We start from the raw sequence: 11,954 nt of genomic DNA on the forward strand, positions 1-11,954 counted from the left end.
GCGCCTCAATTCTCGAGGCCTGCCCCGCCCAGAATCGAGTTGGCGTCGGCGCGCGCATTGTCGAGCTGAACGACGCTCGCCTGGCGCGCCGCGAGCGCGTCGCCGTGCTCGATCGCCGTGAGAATCGCCTTGTGGCGCGGCAACGAAAGCGCATGCGTGTTGGGATGGCGGCTCGTGAGCTTGATCGATTCGGAAAGCGCGAGCGAGAGCATGTTGCCGATGTACGCCAGCATGTTGTTATGCGTGGCCGCCATGATCGCGCGGTGGAATTCCAGATCGGGCTCGAGCAGGTCGGCGGCGGTCTGCGCCTGCTCCATGCGCGCGTAGGCCGCGGTAATGCGGGCGCGGTCTTCGTCGTTGGCTGAAATCGCGGCGAGCGCGGCGGCGGCGGGCTCGATGATCTGCCGCACGGTCATGAGCGAGCGGAAGAACTCGCCTTCGGGAATGCTGTTGACGGTCCAGTACAGCACGTCGGGGTCGAGCATGTGCCATTCTTCGCGCGGCCGCACGACACTGCCCACGCGCGGCTTCGACACCACGAGGCCCTTGGCGACCAGCACGCGCGTGGCCTCGCGCAGCACCGGGCGACTCACGCCGTAGGTTTCGCACAGCGTGGGTTCGGGAGGCAGGCGCTGCCCGGGGGCGAGCGTGCCGCCTACGATCTGCATGCCGAGCTCCTGCACGATGCGCGCGTGCATGCTCTTGCGTTTCTCTAGATTGCGGTAATCCATGATGGTCCGGCCGGGGGCTACCCGGTCGGAGCGTCCCCCCTGTTTGCAGGCCCGTTACGCGCTGGTGGCGCGCATGGCCCGATATTCCCGCCGCACGATATCCATCAGCTCAGCCACCGAGGTATTGGCGCTGTGCTGCTCGTATGTCACGCGGCCTCGCTGCATCAACATGATGCGATCCGCAATATCGAGCGTCTGCGCATAGTTGTGCATGATCATGATAATCGATAGGCCGCCTTTTTCCTTCAAACGCATGATCAGATCGATGATCAGACCCGCTTCCCGCGCTCCCATTGCGGCGAGCGGCTCGTCGAGCAGGAGGATTCTTGCGTTCGAATGCACGGCGCGCGCCACCGCGATAGCCTGGCGCTGACCGCCTGAAAGCCGCTCTACAGGCAGGTCCACCGAGGGCACATGCACGCCGATGTCGTCGAGCAGCTGGGCCGCGCGCTGGCGCATCTGCTTGTGGTCGAGCAGTTTGAAGGGCCCGCGCCGCACGATCTCGCGGTTCAGGAACATGTTGTGGTAAATGCTCAGCGAATTGGCGAGCGCGAGGTCCTGATAAACGCATTCGATGCCGAGCGAGCGCGCATGGTCCACCGAGCGCAGCAGCGTTTCGCTGCCGTCGATCTGCAGCGTGCCGCTCGTTTGCTGGTGAAAACCCGTGAGGATTTTCACGAGCGTGGACTTGCCCGCGCCGTTGTCGCCGAGAATGCCGAGGATTTCGCCGCGGCCGAGCGTGAGCGAAACGCCGTCGAGCGCCGTCACCGCGCCGAAGCGCTTGACGATGTTGTCGGCCCGCAGGGCGAGCGGCGCGTCGGCCGTGGCGCTCGCGCCGCCGGGGGCGGTTTGCGGTTCGTCCATCATCGGCTCCCTTTGCGGCGCAGGCGCCCAACGTGGATGTTGAAGACCATGGCGGCGAGAATCGCGGCGCCGAGAATGATGTTGAAGGTGAACGCGTTGATGCCGATGAGCGTGAAGCCGTCGTTGAGAATGCCGAGCACCGCCGCACCGATCAGGCCGCCCACGATCGTGCCCGAGCCGCCCGTGAGCGGCGTGCCGCCGATCACGGCCGAAGCCACGGCGAGGAACATGATCTGGTTGCCGCCCGCCTGCGGGTCGATCGAGGTGATGCGAAAGCCTTCCAGAATGCCGGTGAAGCCCGCGAGCACGGCGGCGATGATGAAGTTGCCGAGGCGCAGCCGGTTCACGTGAATACCGGCTTCGCTCGCGCCTAGCGGATTCGCGCCCGCCGCCTGCGTATGCAGGCCCCAGCGCGTATGCCGCAACAGCACATGCATCGCCAACGCGATCGCCACGGTCCAGATGATCTCGCTATAGCCCCAGGCGCCCATGAAGGCCGCGAATTCGGGAGAGCCCGGCGTCTGCACCGGCGTGCCGCGCGAGATCGTGAGCGTGATGCCGTTGATGAGGAAGAGCGTGCCGAGCGTCGTGACGAACGAGGGCAGGCGCAGCCACACAGTCACGGCCCCGTTCACGAAGCCGACGATGCCCGCGGCCACCAGCCCCGCGATCACGGCGAGCCACATGGGCGCGCCCGCGTCGTTGGCGAACACCATCATGAACGGCGCGAAGGCGAACACCATGCCCGCCGACAGATCGATGTCGCCGCCGATCATCAGCATGATTTCGCCGAACGCGATGATCGCCACCGGCGCGATGAACTGCGAGAGGTTGACGAGACTCGCGTTGGTGAGCAGGAAATCCCGGTTGGAAAATTCGAAGTACGCCGCGAGGATCATCGCCACGAGCAGAATGCGCAGTTCGGGCGCCCACGCGGAGAACCATTGCCCGCGCGGGCGGCCAGCAGCCCGCGCGGTGACTTCAGCCTTGCCAGTTTCGTTCACGGAGTTCATCACTCGTAGTTCGTTGTGCGCAGTTCGTCAAGACTTGATCGCACCGCTCATCGGCACGATTTGCGGCTTGGTGGTCTTGCCTTCGTACCGCGTCGAGGTGTTCAGGTACGGCTCGACGGTATCCTTCGTCACGAACTTCAGACCCGTGTTCGTGTCGGCCGGGCCGACCAGTCCGCCGGAGGCGAGGGTCACGAACGCCTGCATCACCGTATAGAAGCCCTGCACATACGGCTGCTGGTCGATCGTGAAGTCGAGGAAGCCTTCGTGAATGAGCTGAACCGTGGTGGGCAGCAGGTCGAAGCCGCCGCCGTGTACGCCCTTCGAAGGCAGGTTGCTTTCCTTCATCACCTGCGCGACGCCCTGCGTGCTGCCCGCATCCACGGCGAACATGCCTTTCAGGTCCTGGTGGCCCAGGTAGAACGACTTGATCTTCGAAAGCTCTTCGTTGACGGTCGCGCCCGTCGCGACGGTCTGGATGTCGATCTTCTTGCCGGACTTCTTGATGGCGTCGCTCGCGCCGTCCAGACGCGGCTGGATGTTGAGCTGGCCAGGCGTGGCGATGAACAGGCCGACGAGGCCGCTGTCGATCAGGCTCACGATGCGCTCGCCCATCTGGTAGCCCGAGAGATACAGGTCCTGGCCGATATAGGCGAGGCGCGGGTTCTTCTTGCCGCGCGGCGCGTCGGCGTTATAGGCGAAGACCGGAATGCCCGCGTCGAGCGCCGCCTGAATCGGCTTGTCGAAGGCGGTCGGGTCGACGATCGGCACCGCGATCGCATCGGCTTTCGCGGCGATCGCCGCATTCACGGCGCGCACCATTTCGCCCGCGTCGGAGGTGGCCGAGCCGGTCCACTGGTAGTCCATGTTGAGCAGCGAGCATGCGTCCTGAATGCCGTATTGCGTGGGCACGAAGAACGGATTCGTGGTGACGTGATTGACGAACACGATCTTCCACTTCTTGTGCGACGGGAAGCCCGATTCGGCGGCCTGCGCCGTGGAAATGAATCCGCCGCCGCCCACCGCGCCGAGCAGCGAAAGCGCCGCGCCCAAGCCCGCACCCTGCATCAGGCCGCGCCGGCCCGTGTCGATCAAGCTCTTCCCGTCTTTTGTGTCATCCCGATCCTGCGCCATGTTTTCCTCCGGTCTTGTCATCGTGGTCGATGTAGTCGACTTGCGTCGAAAAGCGTGCAGATACTGGCCAGTACCGGGGGAACGCGCGAGACATCCGCAGCGAACGTGTGTTCGCCAGGCGCCGACGGTACCGCAAAAATCTTAGTGCAGCGTGATGAGGCCTCCTAATCCATGTATACCCGTAACTACTCCATAGGCCCTCGCGCGGCGGCGGGTCGCCCATGACAAGCGGCTTACGCACTGCCTTTCGCCTCCTGCATGGGTGGCGGCGGGCTGGCGAGCCTCGCCTGGTCCATCGGCGTGGCGGATCGCCCGCGCGCGGGGCGCGGGGCGCCGCGGCCCGTGCCGGTGGATTTGCGACGCGCGGCGTGGCGCTCGGTTGCGCGCTGCATGAGGCAGAACGCGCAGAGCAGCGCGCCGATCACGATGCGCGTCCACCACGAGCTGAGCGTGCCGTCGAAGGTAATGAGCGTCTGGATCGTGCCGAGAATGCCCACGCCGAACACCGAGCCGATCACATAGCCCACGCCGCCCGTGAGCAGCGTGCCGCCGATCACCGTCGCGGCGATGGCGTCGAGTTCCATGCCTTGCGCCTGCAGCCCGTAGCCCGAGAGCACGTAGAGCGTAAACACCACGCCGCCGAGCGCCGAGCAAAAGCCCGAGAGCGCGTAGACGCCGATCTTGGTGCGCGCCACCGGCAGGCCCATGAGCAGCGCGGAGCGCTCGTTGCCGCCGATCGCGTAGACGTTGCGTCCAAAGCGCGTGAAGTGCGCGATGACGATGCCCGCAGCGAGCATGGCGATGGCCGTGAGCGAGCCCGTGGTGAGCGAGCCGCTGCCCACCGGAATGCTGAATTCGGATAGCGCGTGAAAACCGGGGTCGTTGATCTGGATGGATTCGGTGGTGATGAGAAAGCAGGTGCCGCGCGCGAGGAACATGCCCGCGAGCGTGATGATGAAGGGCTGCAGCCGGAAGAAGTGGATCAGCGCGCCCATTGCCGCGCCATAGAGCGCCCCGCAGAGCAAAACGAGCGGCACGACGACGAGCACGGGCCAGTGCAGCTTCTCGGTGCCCACGGCGCAGAGGATCGTCGTGAGCGCAACCACGGCGCCTACCGAAAGATCGATGCCGCCCGAGATGATCACGAACGTCATGCCGATGGCGACGATCAGCAGGAACGCGTTGTCGACCAGCAGCCCGAAGGCCACCTGCAGCGAGAAGAACCCGGTGTACATGACCGAGCCGAAGCCGAACAGCACGGCAAAGAGCACGACGGTCACCACGATGGGCAGCACGCGCGGATCGACGAAGCGGGTGGCGCCGCGCCGGCACGCTGCGAGCGTGTTCGACAAGGACAGGGCTGGGCGGTTCATGCTCGGCTTCCCCCGAATGGGTGCGCTTCGTGCTCAGGCGCGCGCGCGGCGCGCGAGAGCGAGGCGTTTGAGTTGTTGAAAAGCGAAGGTGCGCGCGGCGGGCGACTGGATCAGACACACGAGCAGCACGACCACGGCCTTCACGACGAGCGTGGCCTCGGGCGGCACGCCGATCGAATAGGTGGTGTAGGTGAGCGTCTGGATGATGAGCGCGCCGAGCACCGTGCCCGCGAGACTGAAGCGCCCGCCCAGCAGCGACGTGCCGCCGAGCGTCACGGCGAGAATCGCGTCGAGTTCGAGCAGCAGGCCCGCGTTGTTGCCGTCCGCGCTGCGCACGTTCGAGCTGATCAGAATGCCGGCGATCGCGGCGGTCACGCCGCAGAACGCGTACGCGCCGAACACCACGGCTTGCGACGACAGGCCCGCAAGCCGCGCCGCCACCGGATTCACGCCGATCGAGCGGATGAAGAGCCCGAGCGCCGTGCGGTTGACGATGAGGGCTGTGAGCCCGGTCACGGCGAGCGCGATCCACACGGCGCACGGGATGAGCGCGAAATAGCCGCCGCCCGCGAACAGATACCCCGGCGCGCCGATGGGGATGATCTGGCCGCCCGTGAGCAACTGCGCCACGCCGCGGCCCGCCACCATCAGGATGAGCGTGGCGATGATCGGCTGCATGCCGACGAACGCGACGAGCAGCCCGTTCCAGATGCCGGCGAGCAGGCCCACCGCGAGCGCCGCGCCGAACGCCAGGCCCACGCGCGAAGGATCGGCGGCGAGCACGGTGGCGGCCGCCGCACCCGCAATCGCCACGACGGCGCCCACGGAAATGTCGATGCCGCGCGTGGCGATCACGAGCGTCATCCCGAGCGACACCACGACGAGCGGCGCGGCGCGCATGAGGATGTCGATGGGCGCGCCGAACAGGTGGCCGCCCAGCATCGTGATCGAGAGGAAGTTGCCGCGATGCGCCACATCGACGGCGAACAGCGCGATGAGCGTCACCGCGGGCCACACCAGCGGATGCCGGATGACGAGCGAAAGCCAGGCGGGGAGGGCGGGGCGCGTCATCGACGGTCTCCGGCAATGAGGTCGTAGACTTCGTGCTCCGTGCGCGCCGCGCCCGATAGCTCGGCCACCTTGCGTCGGTCGCGCAGCACGGCGATGCGGTCGGAGACGCGCACCACCTCGCTGATCTCCGACGAGATGAACAGGATGCCGAGGCCCTTCGCGCAGAGCGCACGCACGCGGTCCATGATTTCGAACTTGGCGGCCACGTCGATGCCGCGCGTCGGTTCGTCGAGTATCAGCAGACGCGGCCTGGTCGCGAGCCAGCGCGCGAGCAGCACCTTCTGCTGGTTGCCGCCCGACAGCAGGCCAATAGGCTGCTCGGCGTCGCGCGCCTTGATGCCGAGCTGCTCGATATATTCGTTGGCCAGTTCGCGCTGGCGCGAGCGCCGGATCATGCGCCACCAGCCGAGTTGCGCCTGCAGCGCGAGCACGATGTTTTCGCGGATCGACAGGTCGGCGACGATGCCTTCCTTCTTGCGGTCTTCGGGACAATAGGCCATGCCGTGGCGCACGGCGTCGCGCGGCGAGGAGAGCTTCACGGCTTTGCCGTCGATGTGCACCGTGCCTGCATCGGCTTTGTCCGCGCCGAAGAGCAGGCGCGCGGTCTCCGTGCGGCCCGAGCCGAGCAGGCCGGCCAGGCCCAGAATCTGCCCCGGCTGCACTTCCAGATCGAGCGGATTGAGCACGCCGCGGCGCGCCACGCCCTGCGCCGCAAGATAGGGCGCGGTATCCGTTGCAGCCGTTTCGCCGTGTGCGGCTTCGGCTTGCGTGAGCCGCTCGCCCGCGTTCTGCAGACCCACCATTTTCGCGACCAGCGTTTGCACCGGCAGATCGGCGGCGAGATATTCGCCTTCGCGCTCGCCGTTGCGCATCACCGTGATGCGATCGGAGATGGCATAGGTCTGCTCCAGAAAATGCGTGACGAACAGGATCGCGATACCCGACGCCTTGAGCTTGCGCAGCACCTCGAAAAGGCGCGCGACTTCGCCTTCGTCGAGGCTGGAAGTCGGCTCGTCTAGAATCAGGATGCGCGCATCGACGGACACGGCGCGCGCAATCGCCACCATCTGCTGCATGGCGATCGGGTAGGTGTCGAGCGACTGCGTGACGTCGAGCGAGAGATTCAGCTCCGCGAGCGCTTCTTGCGCGCGGCGATGAATCGTTTTCCAGTCGATCAGGCCGAGGCCGCGCCTGCGCGGCTGGCGGCCCGCGAAAATGTTCTCTGCAACCGAGAGATTCGGGCAGAGATTGACTTCCTGGTAGAGCGTCTGGATGCCGGCGGCTTCCGCCATTTGCGGCGTCGGAAAGTGCACGGCCTCGCCCGCGAGACGTATCTCGCCCGCCTCGGGCTGGTGCACGCCGGTCAGCACGTTGATGAGCGTGGACTTGCCGGCGCCGTTCTGTCCCATCAGCGTATGGATTTCGCCCGGGTACAGACGAAAATCGACCCGGTCGAGTGCGCGCACGCCGGGGAAGGTTCGGGTAAGACCGACGGTTTCGAGTATCGGGGAAACGCTCATGGGCAACCGTGAAAGAGGCCATCGAGCGCGCGGCGTGCTTAGTAAGCCCCTTAAATACTAAGGGATGCGAAACACACCGCGCCGCTTGCAGCGAAGTTTAGTACTTGCGCGACGGCAGCACCTGCGCCGCCACGTCCATCGGGAACACCGTTTCGTTCGTCACGATGCGCTTGGGCAGCTGCTTGCCCGCCACGACGTCCTTCACGGCGCTCATGAGCTGCGGCCCGAGCAGCGGGCTGCACTCCACGTCCACGTTCATCTTGCCGGCGATCATCGCCTCGAAGCCGCCCTTGGTGGCGTCGAACGACACGACGCTGATGTCCTTGCCCGGCTTCATGCCGGCTTCTTCCATGGCCTGGATCGCGCCGAGTGCCATGTCGTCGTTATGCGCGTAGACCACGTTGATCTTGTTTCCATACGTCTTCGCGAACGCCTCCATGACCTGCTTGCCGCCGGCGAGCGTGAAGTCGCCGCTTTGCGAAGCGATGATCTTGAACTTCGGATCGTTCTTGATCACTTCCATGAGGCCCGAATGACGGTCGTTGGCCGGCGCGGAACCCACCGTGCCCTGGAGCTCGACGATATTGATCGGGCCGGGGTTGTTCTTGTAGTGATCTTCAAGCCACTTGCCCGCGCGGCGGCCTTCTTCCATGAAGTCCGAACCGATCATCGTCACGTAGAGCGACGGGTCCTTCACGTCGATGTTGCGGTCCGTGAGGATCACGGGAATCTTCGCGCGTTTGGCTTCCTGTAGCACCGGCTCCCAGCCCGATTCCACCACGGGCGAGAACGCGATTACGTCCACCTTCTGGGCGATATACGAGCGGATCGCCTTGATCTGGTTTTCCTGCTTCTGCTGGGCGTCCGAGAACTTGAGGTTGATGCCGGCGTCTTTGGCGGCCTGTTTGACCGACACCGTGTTGGCCGTACGCCAGGCGCTTTCCGCGCCGACCTGGGCAAAACCCAGCGTGATCTGCTTGTCTTCGGCGTGGGCGACGCCCGCCGCCAACGAGAAAGCGGCCGCCGCAGCGACCAGCCCGCTTACCATGCGTGTTGCCAGTTTCATGCGTGTCTCCGATGTAGCTCTGCACGTTGTATTTCTTTAATTCATGGCGCTACACCCGCGTCCATCACGGCCGGACAGTATCACGAGAAGTATCGCGCCATCCCTGGCCTCCGGTTATATCCTTTCGGTATCCCGTTAGCCGCCCCTGCTGACCACAATAGACAAACTATATGCAACGTCCGGAACGGTTTCGATTAGCGTTTTCCCGATAAGCCTGACTCATATAGTCATGCTATTTATTGGACTTTCTCACTAAGTGGGCAAAGCCATGAACACCCGTAAGCCCAAGCTTCGCTCGGCCGCGTGGTTCGGCACTACCGATAAAAACGGCTTCATGTACCGGAGCTGGATGAAGAATCAGGGGATCCCGGATCACGAGTTCGCGGGCAAGCCGATTATCGGCATTTGCAATACCTGGTCGGAACTCACGCCCTGTAACGCGCACTTTCGCAAGCTCGCCGAGCACGTCAAGCGAGGCATCTACGAAGCCGGCGGATTTCCTGTCGAGTTTCCCGTGTTCTCGAACGGCGAGTCGAACCTGCGGCCCACGGCCATGTTCACGCGCAACCTCGCTTCGATGGACGTTGAGGAATCCATACGAGGCAATCCGGTCGATGCGGTCGTGCTGCTCGTGGGCTGCGACAAGACCACGCCCGCGCTGCTGATGGGCGCGGCGAGTTGCGACGTGCCGGCCATTGCCGTGACCGGCGGGCCGATGCTCAACGGCAAGCATGAAGGGCGCGATATCGGCTCGGGCACGGTCGTGTGGCAACTGAGCGAGCAGGTGAAGGCGGGCAAGATCTCGATCCACGAGTTCATGTCGGCGGAGTCGGGTATGTCGCGCTCGGCGGGCACCTGCAACACCATGGGCACGGCTTCGACCATGGCGTGCATGGCCGAAGCGCTGGGTGTGACGCTGCCGCACAACGCCGCGATTCCGGCTGTGGACGCGCGCCGCTACGTGCTCGCGCACATGTCGGGCATGCGCATCGTGGAGATGGCGCTCGAAGATTTGCGTCTGTCGAAACTGCTCACGCGAGAGGCGTTCGAGAACGCCATTCGCACGAATGCGGCCATCGGCGGCTCGACCAATGCGGCGATCCACCTGAAGGCGATTGCGGGGCGCATCGGCGTGCCGCTCGGACTCGACGACTGGACGCGCATCGGGCGGGGTACGCCGACCCTCGTCGACCTGCAGCCTTCGGGCCGCTTTCTGATGGAGGAGTTCTATTACGCGGGTGGCTTGCCCGCGGTGCTGCGGCGCCTCGGTGAAGCGAACCTGCTGCCGCATCCCGATGCGCTCACGGCCAACGGCAAGACGCTCTGGGAGAACGTGCGCGAAGCGCCCATTCACAACGCCGAAGTCATTCGCCCGCTCGACAATCCGCTCGTGCAGGACGGCGGGCTGTGCGTGCTGCGCGGCAATCTCGCGCCGAACGGCGCGGTGCTCAAGCCGTCGGCGGCCACGCAGACGCTGTTGAAGCATCGCGGGCGCGCCGTGGTGTTCGAGAACTTCGACGACTACAAGGCGCGCATTGGCGACCCCGATCTCGACGTTACGGCCGACTCCGTGCTCGTCATGAAGAACTGCGGGCCCAAGGGCTATCCGGGCATGGCCGAAGTGGGCAACATGGGCCTGCCGCCCAAGCTGCTCGCGCAGGGCGTGACCGACATGGTGCGCGTGTCGGACGCGCGCATGAGCGGCACAGCGTATGGGACGGTGGTGCTGCACGTGGCCCCTGAAGCGCGCGCGGGCGGGCCGCTCGCGATCGTGCGCGACGGCGACTGGATCGAACTTGACTGCGAGAAGGGCGTGCTGCGCGTGGATATCAGCGACGAGGCGATCGTCGCGCGGCTCGACGAATGGGCCGCGAATCAGCATCCGATCCCCGCCGACCGCAGCGGTTATCGCAGGCTTTATGTCGAACATGTGCTGCAGGCCGACGAGGGCTGCGATTTCGACTTCCTGGTGGGCTGCCGCGGCTCGGACGTGCCGCGGCATTCGCATTGAATTTCGGCATCCGTATCAAATCGCACGGCGCATCAAGGCGTAAGCATCAAGCCGCCTGTGGCGCCCGTTCTTCTGCGCCGAGGCAGTTCAGGCCCATGAGCGTCGCCTCGACGGCTTCGTCGAGCGGCGTATGAGGCTCGCGCCCGAGTTCGCGGACGAGGCGGGCATTGTCGAGCTGCAACGGCTCGCTCCACAAGTAGCGCATCTCCATCAGTTCACGCAGCGTCGTCACGAACGGCGAGATGGCGCGGACGAAGGCCCAGGAGAAGGGCTTGCTTTGCGGCTTCAGTCCGTGACGCCGGGCGACGCGGCAGATCGCTTCGACGAGTTGCGAGCCGTCGGCATCCCAGTGGCCGGCCATGTGGAACGTCGCGAACGCGGGCAGCGTGTCGCGGCGCTCGAACAACTCGAGCATCGTGCGCGCGACGTCAGGCACGTACGACCACGCGTGGCCCACGCCGCGCGTACCCGGCTGACGCACGGTCCGCACAGGCTCGCCACGCTTCACGATCCCTTGCGCAAACCAGCTGTTGCCCACGTGCGGCCCGAAAAAGTCCCCCGCGCGCACGACGATCGAGCGTACGCCATGCTCGCTCGCGGCCCGCATGCGCCGCTCCAGTTCCACGCGAATCGCTCCCTTGCGCGTGAGCGGCTGCTGCGGCGAGTCTTCACGCAGCACCGGGAAGGTGTCGGGCCCGAAGTTGTAGACCGTGCCCGGCAGCACGACGGTCGCACCCACGGCAGCCGCCGCGGCGAGCGTGTTGTCGATCATCGGCAGCACGACCTGCGCCCAGCGCCGGTAGCCGGGCGGGTTCACGGCGTGCACGATTACCGTGCAACCCTGTGCCGCGCGTACCACCGCTTCGCGCGAGAGCACGTCGCCGTCGAGCCATTCGATGGCGCTCGCCGCCGCCGTATCCGGTGCGCCGCCGCGCCGCAGCGCGCGGACTTGCCAGCCGGCGGCCTGCAACTGGCGCGCGACTTCGCTGCCGATTCCGCCGCTTGCGCCGAGCACGAGCGCGCGGTTCTGTCGAATGATGGGGCCGAGGCTCATGCTGGATCTCCTTGCGGGTGAGCTGTGATGAGCAGCATTCTGCGCGGCTTGCCGTCAATAGAAAATTACCGAAACTAGACGAGAGGCTATACATTTATGCATAGCATGCGATCTGCATGG

At 65.4% G+C, this 11,954-nt stretch carries 10 protein-coding genes; 1 reads left to right on the top strand and 9 read right to left on the bottom strand.

All coding sequences use genetic code 11. From position 1 onward, the window contains the following. Positions 1 to 5: 5 nt before the first annotated feature. From BHE01S_RS00685 to BHE01S_RS00720, 8 genes are all read right to left on the bottom strand, one after another. Positions 6 to 731: a FadR/GntR family transcriptional regulator gene (locus BHE01S_RS00685; protein ID WP_042259452.1), complete on the bottom strand. Its 726-nt coding sequence runs from the start codon at positions 729 to 731 to the stop codon at positions 6 to 8. A gap of 54 nt (positions 732 to 785) precedes the next feature. Beyond that, entirely contained in the window at positions 786 to 1,595 is an 810-nt protein-coding gene (locus tag BHE01S_RS00690) for an ATP-binding cassette domain-containing protein (RefSeq protein ID WP_042259454.1), read from the bottom strand. Next, positions 1,595 to 2,608 carry an ABC transporter permease gene (locus tag BHE01S_RS00695; RefSeq protein ID WP_042259457.1) on the bottom strand — a complete coding sequence of 338 codons (1,014 nt, stop codon included), beginning with the start codon at positions 2,606 to 2,608 and terminating at the stop codon, positions 1,595 to 1,597. The genes BHE01S_RS00690 and BHE01S_RS00695 overlap by 1 nt, the downstream gene beginning before the upstream one ends. Before the next feature lie 27 nt (positions 2,609 to 2,635). Further along, positions 2,636 to 3,739, bottom strand: a complete 1,104-nt coding sequence (locus BHE01S_RS00700; protein WP_042259459.1) for a sugar ABC transporter substrate-binding protein — start codon at positions 3,737 to 3,739, stop codon at positions 2,636 to 2,638. Positions 3,740 to 3,972: 233 nt separating this feature from the next. Then, the gene (yjfF, locus tag BHE01S_RS00705) at positions 3,973 to 5,112 is read right to left on the bottom strand and encodes a galactofuranose ABC transporter, permease protein YjfF (protein ID WP_042259461.1); all 1,140 of its coding nucleotides are present in this window, start codon (positions 5,110 to 5,112) and stop codon (positions 3,973 to 3,975) included. Positions 5,113 to 5,145: 33 nt separating this feature from the next. Continuing rightward, positions 5,146 to 6,183 carry an ABC transporter permease gene (locus BHE01S_RS00710; RefSeq protein ID WP_042259463.1) on the bottom strand — a complete coding sequence of 346 codons (1,038 nt, stop codon included), beginning with the start codon at positions 6,181 to 6,183 and terminating at the stop codon, positions 5,146 to 5,148. Continuing rightward, entirely contained in the window at positions 6,180 to 7,703 is a 1,524-nt protein-coding gene (locus BHE01S_RS00715; RefSeq protein WP_042259464.1) for a sugar ABC transporter ATP-binding protein, read from the bottom strand. Before BHE01S_RS00715 ends, BHE01S_RS00710 begins: the two co-directional genes overlap by 4 nt. Before the next feature lie 97 nt (positions 7,704 to 7,800). Then, complete coding sequence (locus tag BHE01S_RS00720) at positions 7,801 to 8,751, bottom strand: ABC transporter substrate-binding protein (RefSeq protein WP_245639612.1); 951 nt, start codon at positions 8,749 to 8,751, stop codon at positions 7,801 to 7,803. 286 nt (positions 8,752 to 9,037) lie between these two features. Between BHE01S_RS00720 and BHE01S_RS00725 the strand changes: the two genes are divergently transcribed. Then, positions 9,038 to 10,780 carry an IlvD/Edd family dehydratase gene (locus BHE01S_RS00725; RefSeq protein WP_042259469.1) on the top strand — a complete coding sequence of 581 codons (1,743 nt, stop codon included), beginning with the start codon at positions 9,038 to 9,040 and terminating at the stop codon, positions 10,778 to 10,780. 46 nt (positions 10,781 to 10,826) lie between these two features. Here the strand turns inward: BHE01S_RS00725 and BHE01S_RS00730 are convergent, their stop codons facing one another. Next, complete coding sequence (locus BHE01S_RS00730) at positions 10,827 to 11,834, bottom strand: NAD-dependent epimerase/dehydratase family protein (protein ID WP_042259471.1); 1,008 nt, start codon at positions 11,832 to 11,834, stop codon at positions 10,827 to 10,829. Between the last annotated feature and the right edge of the window lie 120 nt (positions 11,835 to 11,954).

The organism is Paraburkholderia heleia NBRC 101817 (genome assembly GCF_000739775.1).
Taxonomy (GTDB): Bacteria; Pseudomonadota; Gammaproteobacteria; order Burkholderiales; family Burkholderiaceae; genus Paraburkholderia; species Paraburkholderia heleia.